We start from the raw sequence: 18,963 nt of genomic DNA, 5'->3' as shown, positions 1-18,963 counted from the left end.
CAGGGCGAGGGCGGCGTGCGGGAGCTGGAAGCGCAGGATGACCACGGTGGCGATCACCCGGTCGGCGAAAACCAGCTCGTGGCCCGGGCCCGCGCCGGGGGCGCGCTGCCGTTCATGGCCTCGGCGTTCGCGCAGGCGGGACTCCTCTCGGGCGATCCACGGGGCGGCGAGCTCGGCGATCAGCTTGCCCAGGAGGCGGCGTGGGAGGCCGGTGCAGATGCGATGGCTCAAGGCCGTGCGGGCCCATCCTGACGTCACAATCGTGATCGTCCCGCACGGCCATCGCGTATCCAGGCCGGGCTATCAGCCTTGGCGCATCAGGTCGTTGGGCACCGGCACGTCCCACCTGCCGATCGCACTCAGGACCGAGGCCGCGATGGCCAGCTTACGAGTGAAGTACGTCGTGGCGACGAAGCTGGTCAACGAACTGGTCGAGGCGGCCGACAAGAGGCAGCTGACGGCCATCGCCCACTATGGACGACGGTCGACTTGCCCCCGGCGGAGGAAGTCGGTGACAGAATTCTCGGGACAGCGGGACAGGCTCGAACGCGGATTGATCAAGCGAAAGGGTGAACGCGCGTGTCCAGTGAGAAGATGTTCAGCGTCTACGGGCGAATGACCGCACTGCCCGGTCGGCGTGACGAGCTGATCGCCTTGCTCCTTGACGGATTCCGCGCCGGCGGCGACGACAGCGGCCTGCTCGCGTACAGCATCAACGCGGCTTTCGACGACCCGGACACGATTTGGCTGACACAACTATGGATCGACAAGGAAGCACACGACGCGACCACGCGTTCTGAGCCGGTCACAGCGGTGACTCGCCAGGTTCCTCCACTGCTGGCTCAGCAACCCGAAGGCTTCTACGGCCACGCCGTCCATGCTGGCGGCCGAACCGCCAAGTCTTGATCAACGCCGAGCACATGCAGTGGCGGCCGCTGCAGCGCTGGATCGGGCGGCGCGAGTATTACGCCGAGACCCACCTGGCCATCGCCGGCCTGGTCTCCGACCGCACCGCCATGAGGTGATCACCCACCAGCCAAACCGCCAGGCCAGCACGCCCCAACCTCAATCGCGCACCACGTCGTAAGTACGTTCTTCTGGTGAAGGGGCGGTATTGCTGGTGTGCACAATGCCCCTCCGCTTGGCCGTGCGCGTCTCTCAGCGCGTGCTGAGCCCCGATCTCGGGACGACTGCAACCGAGCATCGCTGTATCGGCATGTACCGGGCATGAGAACACCACGCCTCGTACAGGGCCTCCGTCAGCGTCATGAGCGACAGCGCGTGCGTCGGGCGGGCATGACTCAGTTGGAGCGGCGCCGGGAACGCCTTCGGCGGGTGGAACGCGCCCGGTACTGGGGCATGTGGGCTGCCATTGCGGCAGGGGCGGTCCTGTTACTGGTCGGGCTGCCCTGGCTCCTGTGGAAGGGGCCCTATGAGATCGACGCCAAGTACATCGACCGGAGCGAACTCGCCAAGGGGTCTGCCGCTCTCGTCACCGGCCTGCGTACCGCTGTGGTGGCGCTCGCCGCCGCCCTCGGCGCCAGCGTTGCCCTGCTCTACACCGCCCGCACCTACCGGCTCACCCGCCGTGGCCAGATCACCGACCGCTTCACCAAGGCCCTGGAACGGCTCGGTTCGAACGAGATCTACGTCCGCATCGGCGGCATCCTCGCCCTGGAACAGATCGTCCAAGACGCCCCCGAACAGGCCGCCACCGACGCCGCACGCGTCCTCGGACACTTCATCCGCCACCGCACGCCCAAAGCGCAGCCCGCCCCAGAGCCCGGCAACAGCGAACCCGGCAGCCCCGGCTTGGTCCACAGCGCGCTGCCCGATGAGCCCGCCGCCGACGTACAGGCAGCCCTCACCGCCCTCACCCGCGCCGAATCACGCACCCACGTCGACCCCCGCGAACAACTCGACCTCCACGGCCTCCACCTCGCCGGCGCGCAACTCGTTGAAGCCGACCTCACCCACGCCAACCTGTCCGGGGCGACACTCACGAAAGCCACCTTGCGCAGGGCCACGCTCACGAGGGCTGACCTGTCCGGGGCGACGCTCACCAGGGCCAGCCTGTCCCGAGCGACCCTCACGAACGCCAATCTGTCCGGAGCCACGCTCACGAGGGCCACCCTGTCCGGGGCGACGCTTACGGAGGCCAACCTGCGGAAGGCGACGCTCGGGCAGGTCGGCCTGCGCGGGGCCACCCTCACGAAGGCCTATCTACGCGGAGCGACGTTCACAGGGGGCGACCTGCGCGAGGCGATATTCACGGAAGCCGACCTGTCCAAGGCGACGTTCACGAAGGCCAGCCTGCGCGGGGCGACCCTCACGAAGGCCGACCTGCGCGGAGCGACGTTCACAGGAGTGGACCTGACCAGGACGATACTCGCGGAGGCCCACCTGGAGAACGCCGACCTGTCGGGAGCCGAGAGGCTGACCCTGGAACAGGTCCGGTCAGCTTCCACTGACCAGACAACCAAACTGCCCGCCACCGTCCACCAGAGCAGCGAAGAAGCAGCAGAGAGGTAAGCCAAAAGAAGAATTGACCCACGTGATCAGAGACCGATTAATCCGATTAAGCGCGTTTAACTGGCGGAGAGCCGGTATTCGGATCGTGCACTATTCCGCCATGGCGCTGTGGGGCGAAGGGGCCCCTCCTGCCTTGGATCCAGCCGCGGAGCAGTGTGACCATGCCCTGGAGCCCGGCGTGGCGCTGCCCGCGCAGTCCGGGGCGGCGGGTCGCGATCCGTCGCAGACCGAGCCGAGGTCGTCACAGGGGGAGTCTCAGCGCATTGCAGCACCGCCGAACGAAGGCTGGCATTGGACCGGGCCGACAGATTACGGCGGACATGTCGGAACTGGTGACCGGTCAGACGTCACGGTGGCGCATGGCGATCTGGGCGGCGAGAAGCGTGAGGAGCGGCCAGAACACGAGCGCTGTCCAGGACTGGAGTGCGGTGGGAGGGAAGGGACCGATGTTGTCCCACTCGGTGCCGAGGCTGCTCAGGGAGCTCCACGCGTTCTGAGGTGCCGAATTACTCAGAGCAGCCGCCAACTGGTGACTGCCGGACGGGACGTTGCCTAGCAGGGTCGGGAACAGGACGGCCGTGAACAGGGCAGCCACGGACGTTCGGATGAGTGTGCCGACGGCCATTCCGATGACCGCGCACACGGGCAGGATCGCGGTAGACGCCACCAAAGCCTGCAGGACCGCCGGCTGGCTGATCGAAATGCCGAGCTGTTCACCGGACAGGATCGCTTGGGCGGTGACGAACGAAGCGATCGCGGTGACCATGCCGACGAGGGACGTGACCATGGCGAGGACGACCGCCTTGGCGAGTACGACGCGTCGACGGTTGGGAACGGCCAGGAAGGTGGTGCGGATCAGTCCGCTGGAGTACTCGCTGCTCATGGCCAGGGTACCGAGGATGCTGGCGCCGACCATGAGGAAGCTCCACGTGCCGGAGTTGAAGGAACCCCTCAGCGGATCGTAGGCAGCATGCGCCGACGCGCCGACAAGGTGGACTCCCGAGCATGTGAACCACTCACCGCAGACGGTGATCACTGGAGCGAGTGCCAGCAGGATGTAGGTCGAGCGCTGCGAGAACAGCTTGATTCGTTCTGAGGCGAGCAGGTCGCGGAACCGGCCGCGGAGTTCGTCACCGGCTGCGCCGGTTGCTGGTTTGGTCGTTGTGGCCATGGGATTCCTTTGTGGCGGCATCTCAGCCCGGAGGGGGCGTGCTTGCTCGGGTGTCGGTGTCGGCACCGTGGTCACACGTCGCGGCGCCGCAGGACCGTCACAGTGATGACTACCGAGACGACGGCCCAGACGGTGAGTGAGATCCAGGCCGCCGGGATCGAGGAGACGCGTTCCACGAGGTGCCCATGGCTCATGGTCTTCAGGCGGCCCCAGGCATACGCGGGAAGGGTATTGCCCAGGTCTGCTCGCTGATCGTCGGACAGCAGGGGGAGGCGCGCCTTGACAGCCAGTGGACCGACCAGGAAGAAGGCGAGAACGGCGAACACGCTTCCGGCCGTGTTGCGGATGAGCGTGGCGGTGGCCATGCCGATCAGGCCGCAGACCGGGACCATGACCGTGGTGCCTGCGATGAGGCGCCAGATGCCGGGGGTGGTGAAGGAGAAGCCGCTGATCCGGTCCGAGATGACGGCCAGGGTGATGCCCCAGCCCCCGACCCCGATGAGCAGGCCGAGGACAGCCAGTACAGCGGTCACCACCGTGGCCTTGGCGAGTATCACGCGGCCTCGGGCCGGCACGGCGATGAGGGTGGCGCGGATCAGCCCGCTCGCGTGTTCGCCCACGACGCTCATTGCGCCGATCGTGCCGGCGGTGGCCATGAGCAGGAGGAACTTCGGAAAGTCGAAGGCGTCGTGCGCGGGGTCCGGGTCGAGCTTGGCGAAGGCGGGCCAGGTCGGGTAGGAGTCGTGGTCGAGCTGGGCGGCGTGGTAGGCCAGGTACAGGTAGAGCGAAAGGAGGACGCCCAGCACGATGGGGGTCGAGCGCAGCGACCAGAGTTTGATCCATTCGGCGCCGAGCAGGTCGCGCCAGAGGGCAGGTTTCCCGGCACCGTGGCGGGTTGCCTTTGCGGGGGGCGTCGAAAGGGTGGTCATCGGTCCTTGCTCCTTCCGGGCGTGGCCGACGCGCGGTACTGGACGCTGGCGGCGGTCAGTTCCATGAAGGCGTCCTCCAGTGTTCCGACGTGCGCGCTGACCTCGTGGACCAGGACACGGTGGGTGAAGGCGAGTTCGTTGATCCGGGCCGTGGTGAGGCCGGTGACGGTGAGGGTGTCATGGCCCTGCGACAGCACTGAGGCTCCCGCGTTGCGCAGCACCTCGGCCAGCGCGGCCGGGTCGGGGGTTTGGACAGTGGCGCCGGCGGTGGTGGCGCGGGCTGCGAAGTCGGCGAGGGGCTCATCGGCGAGCAGCCTGCCGTCGCCGACGACGATGAGGTGGTCGGCGGTGTGCTCCATCTCGCTCATCAGGTGGCTGGAGACAAAGACAGTACGTCCCTCGGCGGCCAGGCGGCGGAACAGCTCGCGGGCCCACCGGATGCCCTCGGGGTCCAGGCCGTTGATCGGTTCGTCGAAGAGCAGGACCGGCGGATCGCCGAGCAGGGCGGTGGCGATCCCCAGGCGCTGGCGCATGCCCAGCGAGAAACTGCCGACCCGCCGACGACCCGCCTCGCCCAGACCCACCATCTCAAGGACTTCCTCCACCCGGCGGCGGGGCAGGCCGTTGCTGCGGGCCAGGGCGGCCAAGTGTGCGTTCGCGGTGCGCCCCCGGTGGACGTCGCCTGCGTCCAGCAGGGCGCCCACGTGGCGCAGGCCCGTTCCGAACTCGCGGAAGGGACGACCGTTAATGGTGGCGGTGCCACTGGTGGGAGCGTTCAGACCGAGAAGCATGCGCATAGTGGTGGTCTTGCCGGCACCGTTGGGGCCGAGGAACCCGGTCACCTGTCCGGGTTGGACGCAGAAGCTCACGCCGTCCACGGCCAGCACGCTGCCGTAGCGTTTGGTCAGCTGGTTGATTTCGATCACGCAATCCAGGCTGTCGGTGACCGGGCCGGCGTCACATCAGTCCACAGGCCCGCCTTGTCAGCCTGCGGGATGCAGACCACGGTCCGATACCACCCTCGACCTCGGTGGATAGCATCGCCGGGTGCGACCCCTCCTCCTGACGCCCGCCGCCCTGCTGCGCCGGTTGTCGCCGGACCCGCTGACGGCACTCGGCTGGTGCGCCGTCCCCGTGTTCGCGCTGGTTCTGTACAACGCGATGCCGCAACCCGCGCACCCGGTCTTCCTGCCGCCTGGTCACTTTGTGCACATCGCGCGCTGGATCCTGGTAGGGCTGGCTCTGCTGATGGCATGGCCGGTCGGCTGGGCGAGCCGCCGACCGTTGCCGGTCCTCGCGGTGCTGCTGACCGAGGCGGCCGTGGCCCGGGTGTGCGGGGACACCACGTGGCCCCTGTTCCTCACGGCGGACGTGCTGGTCTTCTACATAGCTGTCACCCGTTCGCGCCGGGCCGCCGCCGCAGCGGTGGCCGGCGTGCTGGCCGTCTGGGCCCTGGCCGCGACGGCCTTCATTCCCGGGGCTGCGGCCTTTGAGGTCCTCACCGGTCCATGGTCGGTCCTCGTCGTGACCACCGCCGTTGCCTGGATCCTGGGCAGCTGGATTCGACTGCGGCAGGACCACGCCGAGGCCCTGCGAGCACAGGCCGCGACGCAGGCGGTCCAGGCCGAGCGGCTGCGGATCGCCCGGGAGATGCACGACATAGTGGCCCACAGCATCGGCGCCATCGCGATCCAGGCCGGAGCGGCCAAGCGGGCCGTCGAGAGCCAGCCGGACGGTGTTCGCGAGGCACTGGGCATCATCGAGCAGACCAGCCGGGAGACGCTGACCGGGCTGCGACGGATGCTCGGCGTCCTGCGCGAGGCCGAATCGGAACCGGAGCCGTCCACCCCGCCACCGAGCCTGGAGGACATCGACCGACTGGCCGCGACGGCGGCGGACGCCGGAGTGCAGCTCGAGGTGCAGTGGCATGGCCAACGACGGCCGCTCACCACCGAGATCGAGCTCGCCGCCTACCGCGTCATCCAGGAGTCGGTGACCAACGTCGTACGTCACGCGGGCGCCGCCCACTGCCTCGTCCGCGTCGACTACCAGGAGGAGGAACTGTCCATCGAGGTCACCGACGACGGACACGCAAGTGCGACCACAGACCCGCGCAGCGGCTACGGAACTACCGGAATGCGCGAGCGAGTCGCCCTGCTCCGCGGCCACTTCACCTCAGGACCGAGGGCTGAAGGCGGCTTCCGGGTCGCGGCTAGGCTGCCGATATGACGATCCGTGTGCTCCTTGCCGACGATCAGCCGGTAGTCCGCGCCGGTCTGCGCATGCTGATCCACGACATCCCGGACATCGAGATCATCGGGGAAGCCGGAACCGGCACCGAAGCTGTCCAGTTGACCACCGAGCTCCACCCCGACGTCGTCGTGATGGACATCCGGATGCCCGTCATGGACGGCATCGAGGCCACCCGGCTCATCAAGGCAGGAACCCGGGCGAGCGTGGTCATCCTCACCACCTTCGACGACGACGAGAACGTGTACGCCTCACTGCACGCCGGCGCCAGCGGCTTCCTGATCAAGGACATGGTGTTGGACGACATTGTGACGGCCCTCCGCGTCGTCGCAGCCGGCGACGCCCTGATCGCACCAGGCGTCACCCGCCGCCTCATCAAGGAGTTCACCGGCGGGGGCGCCATCCCCGCGCGACGCCGACGTGAGATCAAGGGGGTCACCGACCGCGAACGCGAGGTACTGACCCTCATCGGACGCGGCATGTCCAACGCCGAAATCGCCGCCCACCTGTACATCAGCATGGCCACCACCAAGAGCCACGTGGCGCGGCTGCTGACCAAGCTCGCCGCCCGGGATCGAGTCCAACTCGTAATCGCTGCTTACGAGTCAGGCCTGGTCTGATGCCGGAAACCGCCGCCCGGCACCCGGACCGTGAAGCCCTCCCGCTCCGGGTGCCGTGGAAAAGCCGACTCCTGCGACCCCCGCCAGGAAGCAGCGAGCCGGACGGAACCGACCCATCCGCGTCGATCCCGTGGATCACTCGCTTGTGAGGGATCGCCTCGAGCAGGCCGGCTCAGGGCCGCGATCCACATCTCGCCGGTCACGGCGCAGCCGGCGCTGCGCGGCAGGGCACCCCCATCATCACCGCGTACGCCACCCGCTCCGACCGCACCGAGATCCCGTTCTTGACCCTGCTGTTCAACAACGTCACCCTGCGCCTGCTCGGCAGCGACGACTTCCCCGCCGAGGCCAAACGCCAAGCCGCCCGCGACCTCACCGCCGCGGCCGCCGTCGGCGCCCTGACCGTCGATGTCGGCGCCCGCTTCCCGCTCACGACATCGCCCAGGCCCACGACCGCATGGACGCTGGTAGCCGTGGCCGCGTCCTGATCGACGTCCCCCAGCGATGACGAGCAGGTCTAGTCGTTGATGGCGGATGCGCATCCTTCCGCTGTACGACGAGTACGCACAGCAGACGGACCGCGCAATCCCAATCGTCCAGCTCACTCCGCAGGACTGACCCTGACTCGAGGATCTTGACTGGCACAGTCTGTCCTGCACGACTTCGGTGAAAATCTCCGGTGGTACCTGCAGGTCGTGGACGCGGCATAGGACGGCGTGCTCGCTGCCCACGACCTTGCCGCTCATCGCGCTGAACTTCGGATCAAGTCCTCGGCGGCGGGGTGGTCCGGAAGTGAGGCCAGGCCGGTCAGGGTGAACAGAGCGCCGGTGGCCCGTCAAAACCCGGGACTAGGTGGCAACCCGTGAGACAGCCAGACACCCGCAAGCCGAACAAGAGGCAGTTCACCGGAGACGCCATAACTGTTCACTGGAAGCCCACGCCCCGGGAGCCACGTTTCAGCAGGTCAGCGGATTTTGTCCGTTGATCTATTCGGCCTGGCGGGCTGCGAGATAGCCAGCCCAGCTCTCACCTGCTAGTGCTTTGACCGCGTAGGTTCACCGGGTTGGTCAGGTTGCCGAAGCGAGTCGGCGAGACCGTGGGGTTCGATCGGTTGTCAGCGTCTCCTGCGACAGGCTGACGCCTGGCAAGATCACCTCCCATGAGTTCAGATCGATGGAGCACTCACGCGATCGAGATGGGACCAACCAGTGTCATCAAGCGGTTCAGCGTGGGAGACCGCGAGCGGTGCGAGCGCGAGTTGCGTGCCCTGACACTGCTTGCCGCGTACGCTCCCGGCTTGGCCGCCAAGCCGCTTCTATCGAAGTTGGCTGCGCCGCAGCCGACCCTCGTGATGTCCCGGCTGAATGGCTCGCCTCTGCGGGGGCGCTCTCTCGACCACCGGCAGCTGAAGGCCCTCGCGGATGCCGTCACCGCAATGCACAATGCGGTCCCGCCGTCAGTGCTCGCGGGAGTTCCGCTCAGGCCAGGACATCAAGGCGAGCTGATCACGCACCTGCGTACCTGGTCAGCTGTCAAGCGTCGTGACGACAGCAGCGTAGTAGCCCGCGGCAAGGTCGCTGGATTGGCGTGGCTGGCCCAGTCGGGTCTGGAGAACGGCGAGCGTGACGTCCCAGCAGCGTTCGGGCCTGGAGACGGCAACCTCGCCAACTACCTCTGGGACGGACACAAGGTCCACGTCGTCGACTTCGAGGACTCCGGCCGTAGTGATCGAGCCTTCGAGTTGGCCGAGATCACCGAGCACGTGTCCAGTTGGATCGGACCGCCTCTCGATGTCTCCTCGTTCTTGGCACACGTCGACTTGACCGCAGCCGAGGCATCCCGGCTTCGCGACTGTCGGCGGCTCCTCGCCCTTGTCTGGCTGTTCCTGTTGTCGTTCGACGATCCAGACAGCCCCAGGAATCCACCCGGCACCGCAGAGCGGCAGGCCGACCGCCTGATGGAGCTGCTGGGTTGAGATGGCGCTATTTCCCTTTTAGCGTTTTGACGCGACGGTTCACCGGGTCGTCAGGCTGCCGTGTCGAGTGGGCGTCCGCCCCAACGGATGCCCTTCTCGCTGCGGACGCGGGCACGCTCGCGGCGTTGGGCGGCGAGGACGTCGGGGTGGCGGGCGTTCGTGTTGCGCCAGCGCAGGTAGGCGTGCAGGGCCCGGGTCTGAACGGTGTGATTGCGGTGGTGGGAGTTCGCGATCGTGAACTGCCGCAGCGGCCCGAAATGGGCCTCGATCGGGTTGGCCCAGGACGCGTAGGTCGGGGTGAAGCACAGCTCGACGCGGTTCTTCTTGGCCCAGCGCCGGATCTGCTGGCCCTTGTGTGCGGAAAGGTTGTCCAGGATGACGTAGATCGGGGCGCCGTCCGGGCGGGCCGCGCGGATCGTCCGGAGGGCGGCCAGGGTGTTGTTGGCGCCCTTCTTGCGGCGGTTGACGCCCCAGAGCGTGTCGTCGCCGACCGAGTAGCAGCCGTGGAAGTAGCGGACGCCATGGGTGCGGTGGTAGGTCGCGGGGTGCCGCTCGGGGTGACCGGCGGGCGCCCAGCCGGAGCCGGCAGTGGGGCGGATGCCGAGCGGCCCGAACTCGTCGAACGCGAACACCCGGTCCAGGAAGCGTTCCAGGACGTGCTCGATGCGGTCGAGTTTGGTGTCGCGGTCGGGGTCCGGTGACTCCTTCCAGGTCTTGGTGCGCTGGAAGGTGACGCCGCGGCGGGCGAGCAGGCACCGTAACGCCTCACGGCCGATCCTGATCACGCGGCCGTGCACTTTCCGCAGGTAGGCAGCGAGTTTACGAATTGACCAGCGGGTGAAAGGCTGGCCGAGCTTGGTCGGGCGGGTGGTGGCCGTCTGGACGACGAAGCCCTCGTCGTCAGGACTGAGAAGGCGGGGACGGCCTCCCGCCCACCGAGGGTCCAAGCAGGCCAGACCGATCTCGTTGAACCGGTGGATCACATCCCGGACGGTGTCCTCGTCGGCCTGCACCAACTGGGCGATCACCGGGGCCCGGTTCCCGCCGGCCGAGGCCAGCAGCATCATCGCGCGTCGGTAGCGCACCGAGCTGGTGCTGCCCCGGCGCACGATCTGCTGCAGCTTCTGCCCCTCCTGGTCGGTCAACCTGCGCACACGGACAGGCTCAGCCACCACACCCCCAACGGTCAGATCAACGGAAGCCACCGCCCATCCAACCGCCACGAGCCTCAACCCGGCGAACCATCCCGGTCAAAGCACTAGACACGTTTGGTGCCCTGGGCGGTGACGCGCACCAGCGGGGTGCGGCCCCGGTGGCCCCAGGTGCGGCCCTGGGGCGGCCTCAGGCCCTGGCCGGCTTCGTCCTCGAAGCAGAGCCAGGCGCCCAAGTCCGCCGCCCTCTTTTTATGAGGGGCCACTGCTCGTCCTTCCATGCGGCGATCTTCGCCTCGTCCCGCTCGGTGGCCTTGCGGGAGGGCATCTGCACGCTCCAGCCGATGCGGTGCAGCAGCAGGTCCAGTCCGGCCAGGGTGTATTCCACACCGAACCAGCGACGCACGATCTCGGCGATCCTCGATAACGTCCAGCACTGGTCGGACCAGCCGGAAGCGGCCGGTCCGGCATCCAATACGGCTTCCAGGAAACGGAGTTGTCCCGCATCGAGCTTGCAGCGGGCCCCGCCGGGCCCCTTGGAGACCAGGGCCTGCCGACCGCCCGAAGCCAACGCCCGCCGCCAGCGGTTCACCGACATCCGGGTCACCCTGAATGGCCGGGCCACCTCCCGGTCGCTGGCCCCGGCCTCGATGAGGTCAGCGGCTTCGAGCCGGACCTGCTCACGCCGAGCCCGCTCCTTGGCCGTCAATCCACCGCCATCGGGATACCTCATCCTCCAGGCATAGCGCAGACCACAACCGCCGTCACGACCCGTCGTAACCCGCACCGTTAAAGATCTCTAGAGGCAGAGTACGGCTGCGGCTGTCCCCGGCTTCCGGCGTGCAGCCGCAGCCGCCACGTACCCACGCGCATCTCTGGACCAGCTGATGAGCAGGGTGCTACGCCGGCGCGGCTGGGGTCCGGTACTCCGCCGCCATCCCCAACCGAGCCAGTAATTCCAGCATAAGCGGCTCGAATACGGGCTCCTGGTCGGTGATCAGGCCGGGGTGCTTGTTGCTTGACCACAGGATGTTCCTGTCCGGCATGGAGCGGTGGGCCCGCTTTCGGCGCCGGCCCACCAGCCCGGTCACCTTGCGATGAGCACAACGCCGACGGTCACCACGTAGAGCGCAGCGAACGACGCGGGCACCCATAGCTCAACGTGTGTGAGCGGCGCGTAGTCCCGGAACGACTTCCCTTCGCCGAGCTCGGCCCATTCAGCGTCCGAGTACAGCAGCGCCGGCATTCGCTTCTCCAGCTCACCGATGACTTTGTACTTCGCCCCGTTGAGCTGCTTGTAGGAGCGGATCAGCATGAACCACACGGCGCACTGGCACAGAGCGACTATGGTGATCAGCGTCAGGCCCCAGGCTGGCGCATCCCTTAGAGCCGACCGGCTGACGGCGCCCATCGCGGCGAGAAATCCTGTGTTGATGGTCACGAAGAAGGTGTTTGTCAGACTTCGACGTGAGCTGATCCGATCGGCCATTTCGACGTAGAGCTTGTACTGTTCCAATACGGCTGCCTGATACTTTTCACCTCCGACAGTTGAGTAGTCGTGGGGGCTTACAGTATCGTTCCATAAGCGCTGGGAGAGGTTTGGGTGTCGGCCGGTCATGCTTCTGCCGCCTCGTCGAGTGCTGGCGCACCATCCTGAGACTCGCCGTTTGCTTCCAGCCTAAGAGGAACCTCGGATTCTGCCAGTTCTTCGAGTCGTACATCCCACTGGCGGGGGTTTCGGGCAGATCGAAGGATCGCGGCGACCCTTACGGGGATTTTCCTGCCGACGAGAATAGCACCGCTGGCTAGTTCTTGCTGCAATGCTTCACGCATCATGGATCGGTGCAAGATTGCATACCTGGGATATTCTTCGAACTTGACACGCACGTAAATGCGGTTGTCATGCATGTCGACCACAGTCCCGATCCCCTTGTCTCCCTGCCGTGGGTATTCTCCCCTGGGCGGCTCCGTTGGGAGTGGTGTTGAGTGATCGACGATAGATACGTCGATACGTTGCCGCTCGCGGTCAACCCACCCGATTGCAACTTCGACCTCGTCGAACTTCTTGAATTCTCGGCCCAGGATCTCATGCGACTTCAGGCGTGACTTTCCTCCTTCGGGTAGTAGCTCAATGAATACCCCATTGTAATTCGCATCGGTGACGCGAGCGGTATAGGTCTGCCCACGCCGATAGGCCCTTTCCCAGGTGGCCCAAGGGTTCTCTTCGCTCTCGCGTTGCGTGAAGACCTGCACGCCATCTCGGGTGATAAAATAGCCCGTGATGGATTCCCCAGTGCGAAACTTCTTGGACATATGGTCCGGGATCGAGTCGTCATAGCTCATGTCGGACTTGAACATTTTGGCAATGCGGCGGTGATCTCGCTCGTCACAGACCCGGATGTAATCAGAGGAAACCTCCTCAACTGTTACTCTAGCGAGTGCTCGCCCCAGAGTCAGCTTCTGGAGGCCCATCTCTGGGGTTAGCCGCTCGCGAGCCACCTCGATTTCACGCTTAAATTTTGGCTCAAATTCATCGAGCCCTGCGAGATCATCAGAGTAGGTTTGGACTCGAAGTTGTCCTACGACATTGGTCGGAAGATCGGCTCCGTGGTGCGCGATAACGACCAGTCGCTTGTTCAGGCACATCGCCCAGCCGAGCTCCATCGCCACGGAAGTCGAGGGGGCGGATAGATCAACAACTACTACGCCGGCCTGATCGACCCCCGACCATGCGGCATCCAGGGGACTCCATGTCGTGTCCGGCATCTCGTCCGCGCGCTCACCCTTCAGACCCCATGCATCCACCCAGCGCTTGAAGTACCGATACAGGACGTCGAATTTGACCTCCTTCCCGTTCGGCAGGGTCTTGTTCTGGTAGGGCATGGCAAAGAACACCATGTCCTCGTGCACCTCTCCGCGACGCTGCAGTGGCAGTTCCATTCGACGTCCTCCTTGCTAGTGATGATGGGTAGTTGCAAATAGTGAAGACTTGCATGGGATGTGACCGCTTTTGTCAAGTGCCTACGCCTCGGCTTCGGATTGGCACATGGAACCTCACCGGTTAGGCTGAGGTCGTCCGCTGCAAATCGACTATCAGGGCTCTGCCGCGGTAAACGCCGGATTTTCTGCGGCAGGGACCTTACCGCGATCGCAGTGACCTGCGGCGGCGCGATCCGGCCACCGAGGTGAGGTGTCCGCATTTACTGCGGCGGCACTGGAAGGGCGGTACGGACGTGACGATCGAAACGGTGACCGAGTCCGTGAGTGGGGGTGGGCGTGCTCCGGCTGACACGCGCTCGGGCGGTGTCCTTAGTCAAGCCCTGCCCTCGTCATGTATCGCGGCGGTTAAGTAGCACCTCGCCGGCGCGGGTATCGTGAAGCCCTCCGTGCGGATCTACCGGATCTTGCTGACGGCGTGGGGGTGGATGGTCGCCCGGCAGTCAGCGCCGACCGGACCCGCCCGATGCGGCGCGACGCCGCCCGTCGTCCCCATCTCAGATATCGACGACCCTGGCCTGCCGGAGTCCGAAGTGGTCCTTGGCTCACTGATGAACCGTTGCTCCCCCGAGATCGCCGCCATGACCAAATCGCCGTGCTCGACATCCGACGGATTCGTGGACTCCGTCGTCCTTGCATCCATGACTCTGTGGTCTCCGTCTTCTGATCGTGAGGTTTCGCTGCGGACGGCCCGACGGCCGTCATCCGCACACGCCTCTGCCTGCCCTCCTGGGCCGGCTGAGCAGCCGCATCACGGCAGTGCACGACAAGTCCGACGCACCTGCCTCGACCTCGGCTGCTCTGCGGAGCGGTTGGCCTTGAGCATCGGAGACGGCGAGGGTTGTTCGCCACTCTGCGTGAGCAGTCATAATCAACCGAACAATCTGAACGTCGGGGGAGGTGGACAGATTTGGCAGGCAGGCCGGGGCGTCGGGAACAGCCGCTCGATCCACAGGCGGGTCCGCTGGAACGCTTCGCGCTAGAGCTGCGAGCACTCCGGGAAAGGGCTGGCCTCACTTACTCGGAGATGGCCGATTCGGCTCATTTCTCTCCCAGTACGCTCTCCCAGGCCGCCGCCGGGCAGCGGCTGCCCACCCGAGAGGTTCTCCGTGCCTACGTCCGCGCCTGCGGCAAGGATCCGCACTCGTGGGACGGGCGCTGGGAACGGGTACGGCGTGACCTGCACGGGTCCGAGACGCAAGGCGACGCTGACCGCGTCGTTCCGTATGACTTCGGCCATGCGGAAGCCACCAGTTTCGTGGGCCGCGAACCTGAGCTGGCCGCTGGCGGTGAGCTGCTGGAGCGGTGCCGGCTTGTCACTCTGGTCGGGATCGGCGGTGTGGGTAAGACTCGGTTAGCCAAGCAACTCGTCCGCGAGGTCGCCGAGCGATTCACAGACGGTACGTACTGTGCGGAGCTGGCCGATCTCGGCAGCGACCACGCCGTCGTTGAAGCGGTCGCCTCCGCCGTTGGCGTGGTTGCCGGGGCGAGGCAGGACCCCTTGTCCGCGCTTGCCGGGGCGCTGCGGGGACGTAGTGTCCTCCTCCTGCTCGACAACTGTGAGCATGTGCTGGAGGGGTGCGTGCGCACCGTTCGTGACTTGCTTGCGCTATTGCCGGAACTGCGCATTCTTGCAACCAGCCGACAGCCCCTTGATATCGGTGCCGAGCATGTGCTGCAGGTGAGACCGTTGGGCCTGCCTGCTTTGGTGGATGGGCGCCTGCACGAGACAGATGTCGTGGACGAGGGTCCCGTGACCTCTCCGGCCGTGACCCTCTTCGTGGACCGTGCCGAGGCTGCCACCCCGGGTTTCCGGGGCACCGAGGTGAACCGGCACACCGTTGCTCGTGTGTGCCAGAGGCTGGACGGCCTGCCCCTCGCCCTGGAGATCGCGGCACGACGGCTGCGTACTCTGACCCTCGACGAACTTCTGGAACGGCTCGACCAGCGGTTCCGCCTGCTCGGTCCCGGCGGAGGCGACCGCACGGCACATCCTCGCCACCAGGCGCTGCGCGCAGTCTTCGACTGGAGCTACGAGTTGTGCACCGAGGCCGAGCGAACGGCCTGGCAGCAGCTGTCGCTGTGTTCCGGCGGCGTGCTGCTCGCCGATGCCGAGCAACTCTGCGGAAGCGCCGAAGAAAGCGAAGTCCCCGATTCCGCCGCAACCGATGATGCTTTCGAAGCCTTGGCCGGGCTCGTCGATAAGTCGCTGCTCACCCGCGTCGAAACAGGCGGTCGCACCCGCCTGCACATGCTCGAAACCGTCCGTGCATACGGGCAGGAACGCCTGGCAGAAAGCGGTCGGGCGCAGCTCGCCCTGCGTCGCCATCGTGCGTGGTATCTCAACCTTGCCGCACAGGCCGGAATCGCGTACGGCTCCTCTGAACAGGCCGAGTGGCTGCGTCGCCTGCGTGCCGAGCACCCCAACCTGCGGCAGATCGTCACCGCGCCGCCACCGACCGGTGAGCCCGCGGAGGCCGTATTACGGGCGTCCCTCGGTTTCTGGCTGCACTGCCTGACGTCGGCTAATGTGGGTGAAGGCGCACACTGGATGCGAATGATCCTCGAACGGCACCCGCAGCCTCCCTCCCCCGAGACCACCGTCACATGGTGTCAAGCTGCATGGGTGGCCGGTTTCTTGCTGCTCCTCCACGGAGACCACGACAGCACCCACGAGGTGATCAGCCGCAGCGAACAAGCCCTGGTCGACATGCCCACGGCTTCCGGCAGTGCAAACCCCTCGGCACACCGGGCGACCAGGGCCGAACTCGGCGCTGCCTTTCTACAGCTGCGGAGCTTGGCAGCACTGGTCACCGGGGACACGGAGACCACGACACGGCACGCGAACTCCGCCATGGCAACCGGGCACTGGTCCGCCCCGCTGTTGACGCAGCAGCAGTGCATCGCCCAACTTGGCTTCGCCGCCGTTCTCCAAGGCGAGCGCACTCGCTCCACCACTCTGCTTGAACAGGCCCTGGCGATGTCCGAGACCCAAGGAAACACGTGGCACCAGTGCTACCTGCTATGGGCTCTTGCCGTCGACTACGGTGAAGCTGGGCAGCCGGAGATTGCCCTGCAACTCATCCACCGTGCGCTCCAGCTCACCAGGAAGATCGACGAACACCTGGGAGAAGCAACCCTCAGCGAGACCCTGGCCTGGGTGCTCTCCTCCTACGGCGACGCACGCTCGGCAGCGGTTCTGCTGGGAGCCGTGGACCGCGTGTGGCACCCGTCCGGCACTCCTCGTCTCTTCGGCTTCGCCCTCCTGACCGCCCACCGGGAACGCGGTCTCGACAATGCCCGTAGATCACTCGGCGACGCCGAGTACACCCGTGCGTACCAGGAAGGCCAACGCCTCGGTCTGCGCCGGGCACTGGAGAAGGCGCTCCGGGACAATGAGCATTTCCGCCAAGGTGCTGATCCAGCGACGGCACATCGCGATGACGCCAGAACAGAGCAGGACACACAAGAGTGGACCGGCGGTTATGCCCCCTGAGGGACGATGGCGCCCGTCGGCCCGACTCCGACGTCGGACGCGACGGACAGCACGGCTGGCAACGGATGACCCCACATCAGCACGAGATGATCTGCTCCCCGTTGCCAGGGCTGCGGACGTCACCCACGTCCGCAGCCCTGTGCGCTACTGCGCGGCCGAGGTCGCCTTGCTCTTCTGGAGCGCGACGACCATGCCGTCGAGCATCGCGTTGACGGCCGCCGCCTGCGGCATGTCGTCCATGTCGATCCGGCTCCGTCGCTGGTCTATCTGTCGGTGCATCACGTCGTCACCCTGGTCGCGAAAGTCGGTGAGCTTCTTGAGGTACTTCTTGTCCGACTGACCCCGCTTGGCCTGAGCGACGACCGTGGCGAACGTCGTGCCGATGGGGAAGCTGAAGCCGGGCGGGACGTGGTCCATCACTGCGCGGAGCAGGCTGTTGCTGGCCAGCGGCTGGCTGTTGGCATAGTTGAAGTTCAGCTCGCGCAGGAGCCCGACCAGCTTGTCGGTCCGCGGGCCGCCGGCGCCGTCGAGGTCCTCCAACTCGGTGATGATCGCTTCCTTCACGTACATCCCGCGTGTCTCCCCGGAGGGGTTCTGCGCGGGCTGAGGGGCAGCCGTGCTGACTTCCACCGCGACTTGGCCGTCGAACGACCCGTTGAGGAAGTCGGGCGAGGTGAACGGACCCAGCGATGAGCGCGGCGGATAGACCGTCGACCGGGTGGACTTGCTGACCATCTCGGAGGTCTTCGCCACGTACGCCTCCAGTGAGTCCGCGCCCTTGTAGTCGACGATGTTGCGCTGGATCCGCCACTCCCACTCGCCGTCAGGCGAGGTCGAGCTGCCGTCGGCCCGGATGTATGGCTCGAACTGGAAGAGCTCCGGCAGCACGGCTATGAACTCGGGCCGCATGCGGGGCATCGTCTGGGCCAGCTCGCCGGACGCAGCACAGCGCGGATCGGCTCGCTGCCGACCAGGTCGATCGGGCGGTTCAGGTGCAGCTCGACCATGTGGTGCAGGACAGAGAGCAACGGGTTGCTGACCATTATCTTGAGATCAGGGAGCACGAGGCCGGCCGCCACGGTCGGGCGGATCTCGCTCGTCTCGTTCATGTAGCGCTCGGGTACGGACGTGAACCCGTAACTCAGCCCGACCTGGTTCGAGCCGCCGACGCGCGGCAGCGAGTGCAGGACGGCTTCTGTCGTCTCCGCGTTCATGCCCGCCCCGTGCTCGGCGAGGTCGAGCACGCGGCCCCACATTGCTGGCTTGCCCTCGCTGAGCAGCGGCATGGAGATGATCTGTAGCAGGCGAACCTGCTCACGGTCGAGGGCGGAAGGCAGCTCGCTCGGGGCGGGAGGCGTCCCCCGGGACAACTCAGACATCGGCGTCGATCCGTTCGATTGCTGCCCGGAAGACGGGCACGCAGTCCGCGTGCATGCGGAAACCAGAAGTCCGTTGGTAGGCAGGGATGTTCGGGTCATACTGGGCCTGGACGGGGGCGGGTATGTCTGCTGGCCAGTCCTTGCGGGTGGCTCCGCGTTGGATCGCCTTGGTGATCGCTCCGGTCCGCCCGCGCAGGGAGGCCTTGCCGTCGGGACCGCGGAGCGCTTCGGCCGGAGCCCAGCCGTCGTCCGACGCGGCGGCGCGGATGATCTCGACGGCGGCGGTCGGCAGATCGCGCAGCAGGGCGGCGGCCCGGGACACGGTCCACTCCGGTGTGAAGGCAATCGGGAGCTTGTCGGCTTGGCCGAGCAGCGCGAACAGTTCGCGCGCCAACTCGTCTGGCACTTCCTCCAGGACGCTGCGCATGGGGCGCCAACCCTCCTATCTAACAGACCCAATGTG

General features: G+C 66.4%; 18 protein-coding genes and 2 pseudogenes. 10 read left to right on the top strand and 10 right to left on the bottom strand.

Annotated features, from left to right (window positions below; translation table 11 throughout):
- Positions 1-15: 15 nt before the first annotated feature.
- The 5 genes and pseudogenes from EDD90_RS55190 to EDD90_RS08020 all read left to right on the top strand — a co-directional run bounded on the left by EDD90_RS55190 (position 16) and on the right by EDD90_RS08020 (position 2,532).
- Positions 16-252 carry a hypothetical protein gene (locus EDD90_RS55190; RefSeq protein WP_185148983.1) on the top strand — a complete coding sequence of 79 codons (237 nt, stop codon included), beginning with the start codon at positions 16-18 and terminating at the stop codon, positions 250-252.
- 76 nt (positions 253-328) lie between these two features.
- Positions 329-481, top strand: a pseudogene (locus EDD90_RS56940) (AAA family ATPase); the annotation flags it as partial.
- Positions 482-579: 98 nt separating this feature from the next.
- Positions 580-906 (top strand): putative quinol monooxygenase, encoded by a 327-nt coding sequence (locus EDD90_RS08030; RefSeq protein ID WP_123972414.1) that lies wholly within the window; start codon positions 580-582, stop codon positions 904-906.
- Positions 903-1,025: a hypothetical protein gene (locus EDD90_RS08025; RefSeq protein ID WP_260327720.1), complete on the top strand. Its 123-nt coding sequence runs from the start codon at positions 903-905 to the stop codon at positions 1,023-1,025. Before EDD90_RS08030 ends, EDD90_RS08025 begins: the two co-directional genes overlap by 4 nt.
- A gap of 271 nt (positions 1,026-1,296) precedes the next feature.
- On the top strand, positions 1,297-2,532 hold the full coding sequence (locus tag EDD90_RS08020) for a pentapeptide repeat-containing protein (protein ID WP_185148981.1): 1,236 nt from the start codon (positions 1,297-1,299) through the stop codon (positions 2,530-2,532).
- A gap of 340 nt (positions 2,533-2,872) precedes the next feature.
- Here EDD90_RS08020 and EDD90_RS08015 read toward each other — a convergent pair whose 3' ends face one another.
- The 3 genes from EDD90_RS08015 to EDD90_RS08005 are packed head-to-tail and all read right to left on the bottom strand — an operon-like array spanning position 2,873 to position 5,558.
- The gene (locus EDD90_RS08015; RefSeq protein WP_123972412.1) at positions 2,873-3,778 is read right to left on the bottom strand and encodes an ABC transporter permease subunit; all 906 of its coding nucleotides are present in this window, start codon (positions 3,776-3,778) and stop codon (positions 2,873-2,875) included.
- Positions 3,775-4,632 carry an ABC transporter permease gene (locus tag EDD90_RS08010; protein ID WP_123972411.1) on the bottom strand — a complete coding sequence of 286 codons (858 nt, stop codon included), beginning with the start codon at positions 4,630-4,632 and terminating at the stop codon, positions 3,775-3,777. The genes EDD90_RS08015 and EDD90_RS08010 overlap by 4 nt, the downstream gene beginning before the upstream one ends.
- Positions 4,629-5,558, bottom strand: a complete 930-nt coding sequence (locus EDD90_RS08005; protein WP_185148980.1) for an ABC transporter ATP-binding protein — start codon at positions 5,556-5,558, stop codon at positions 4,629-4,631. The genes EDD90_RS08010 and EDD90_RS08005 overlap by 4 nt, the downstream gene beginning before the upstream one ends.
- Positions 5,559-5,679: 121 nt before the next feature.
- On the opposite strand from EDD90_RS08005, the gene EDD90_RS08000 reads away from it, so the two are divergent.
- The 4 genes and pseudogenes from EDD90_RS08000 to EDD90_RS07980 all read left to right on the top strand — a co-directional run bounded on the left by EDD90_RS08000 (position 5,680) and on the right by EDD90_RS07980 (position 9,477).
- Positions 5,680-6,861, top strand: coding sequence for a sensor histidine kinase (locus tag EDD90_RS08000; protein WP_260327718.1), 1,182 nt, complete (start codon positions 5,680-5,682; stop codon positions 6,859-6,861).
- Positions 6,858-7,502 carry a response regulator transcription factor gene (locus tag EDD90_RS07995; protein WP_123972409.1) on the top strand — a complete coding sequence of 215 codons (645 nt, stop codon included), beginning with the start codon at positions 6,858-6,860 and terminating at the stop codon, positions 7,500-7,502. The genes EDD90_RS08000 and EDD90_RS07995 overlap by 4 nt, the downstream gene beginning before the upstream one ends.
- A gap of 236 nt (positions 7,503-7,738) precedes the next feature.
- Positions 7,739-8,010: pseudogene (locus EDD90_RS07990) on the top strand (NADPH:quinone reductase); the annotation flags it as partial.
- 651 nt (positions 8,011-8,661) lie between these two features.
- A complete protein-coding gene (locus EDD90_RS07980) occupies positions 8,662-9,477 on the top strand; it encodes a phosphotransferase family protein (protein WP_123972408.1) in 816 nt (271 codons plus the stop codon).
- A 50-nt stretch (positions 9,478-9,527) separates the two neighbouring features.
- On the opposite strand, the gene EDD90_RS07975 is transcribed toward EDD90_RS07980, so the two are convergent.
- The 4 genes from EDD90_RS07975 to EDD90_RS07955 all read right to left on the bottom strand — a co-directional run bounded on the left by EDD90_RS07975 (position 9,528) and on the right by EDD90_RS07955 (position 13,568).
- A complete protein-coding gene (locus EDD90_RS07975) occupies positions 9,528-10,649 on the bottom strand; it encodes an IS630 family transposase (RefSeq protein ID WP_311737270.1) in 1,122 nt (373 codons plus the stop codon).
- A gap of 169 nt (positions 10,650-10,818) precedes the next feature.
- A complete protein-coding gene (locus EDD90_RS07965; protein WP_123972406.1) occupies positions 10,819-11,361 on the bottom strand; it encodes a winged helix-turn-helix domain-containing protein in 543 nt (180 codons plus the stop codon).
- A 354-nt stretch (positions 11,362-11,715) separates the two neighbouring features.
- Positions 11,716-12,246: a hypothetical protein gene (locus EDD90_RS07960; protein ID WP_123972405.1), complete on the bottom strand. Its 531-nt coding sequence runs from the start codon at positions 12,244-12,246 to the stop codon at positions 11,716-11,718.
- Positions 12,243-13,568: a hypothetical protein gene (locus EDD90_RS07955; RefSeq protein ID WP_123972404.1), complete on the bottom strand. Its 1,326-nt coding sequence runs from the start codon at positions 13,566-13,568 to the stop codon at positions 12,243-12,245. The genes EDD90_RS07960 and EDD90_RS07955 overlap by 4 nt, the downstream gene beginning before the upstream one ends.
- A 967-nt stretch (positions 13,569-14,535) precedes the next feature.
- Here EDD90_RS07955 and EDD90_RS07950 point away from each other — a divergent pair.
- Complete coding sequence (locus EDD90_RS07950) at positions 14,536-17,121, top strand: helix-turn-helix domain-containing protein (protein ID WP_123972403.1); 2,586 nt, start codon at positions 14,536-14,538, stop codon at positions 17,119-17,121.
- Between the two features lie 144 nt (positions 17,122-17,265).
- Here EDD90_RS07950 and EDD90_RS07945 read toward each other — a convergent pair whose 3' ends face one another.
- Genes EDD90_RS07945 through EDD90_RS07935 form a run of 3 tightly spaced genes read right to left on the bottom strand, consistent with a single transcriptional unit; the run spans position 17,266 to position 18,927 of the window.
- Positions 17,266-18,030, bottom strand: a complete 765-nt coding sequence (locus EDD90_RS07945; RefSeq protein ID WP_123972402.1) for a hypothetical protein — start codon at positions 18,028-18,030, stop codon at positions 17,266-17,268.
- Entirely contained in the window at positions 18,012-18,500 is a 489-nt protein-coding gene (locus EDD90_RS07940) for a hypothetical protein (protein ID WP_123972401.1), read from the bottom strand. The genes EDD90_RS07945 and EDD90_RS07940 overlap by 19 nt, the downstream gene beginning before the upstream one ends.
- Positions 18,493-18,927, bottom strand: a complete 435-nt coding sequence (locus EDD90_RS07935; protein WP_123972400.1) for a hypothetical protein — start codon at positions 18,925-18,927, stop codon at positions 18,493-18,495. The genes EDD90_RS07940 and EDD90_RS07935 overlap by 8 nt, the downstream gene beginning before the upstream one ends.
- Positions 18,928-18,963: the final 36 nt, after the last annotated feature.

Source organism: Streptomyces sp. Ag109_O5-1, from assembly GCF_003814875.1.
Classification (GTDB): domain Bacteria; phylum Actinomycetota; class Actinomycetes; order Streptomycetales; family Streptomycetaceae; genus Streptomyces; species Streptomyces sasae.
Note: the sequence above shows the minus strand (reverse complement) of the source record. Positions and strands in the feature narration are given on the sequence as shown.

What these genes read in the sequence shown, in the direction of transcription:
- EDD90_RS07945 (WP_123972402.1), bottom strand. Translation starts at nt 18,030, where the DNA reads ATGCGGCCCGAGTTCATAGCCGTGCTGCCGGAGCTCTTCCAGTTCGAG.
- EDD90_RS08010 (WP_123972411.1), bottom strand. Translation starts at nt 4,632, where the DNA reads ATGACCACCCTTTCGACGCCCCCCGCAAAGGCAACCCGCCACGGTGCC.
- EDD90_RS07980 (WP_123972408.1), top strand. Translation starts at nt 8,662, where the DNA reads ATGAGTTCAGATCGATGGAGCACTCACGCGATCGAGATGGGACCAACC.
- EDD90_RS08020 (WP_185148981.1), top strand. Translation starts at nt 1,297, where the DNA reads ATGACTCAGTTGGAGCGGCGCCGGGAACGCCTTCGGCGGGTGGAACGC.
- EDD90_RS07965 (WP_123972406.1), bottom strand. Translation starts at nt 11,361, where the DNA reads ATGAGGTATCCCGATGGCGGTGGATTGACGGCCAAGGAGCGGGCTCGG.
- EDD90_RS07995 (WP_123972409.1), top strand. Translation starts at nt 6,858, where the DNA reads ATGACGATCCGTGTGCTCCTTGCCGACGATCAGCCGGTAGTCCGCGCC.
- EDD90_RS07960 (WP_123972405.1), bottom strand. Translation starts at nt 12,246, where the DNA reads ATGACCGGCCGACACCCAAACCTCTCCCAGCGCTTATGGAACGATACT.
- EDD90_RS07935 (WP_123972400.1), bottom strand. Translation starts at nt 18,927, where the DNA reads ATGCGCAGCGTCCTGGAGGAAGTGCCAGACGAGTTGGCGCGCGAACTG.
- EDD90_RS07955 (WP_123972404.1), bottom strand. Translation starts at nt 13,568, where the DNA reads ATGGAACTGCCACTGCAGCGTCGCGGAGAGGTGCACGAGGACATGGTG.
- EDD90_RS07940 (WP_123972401.1), bottom strand. Translation starts at nt 18,500, where the DNA reads ATGTCTGAGTTGTCCCGGGGGACGCCTCCCGCCCCGAGCGAGCTGCCT.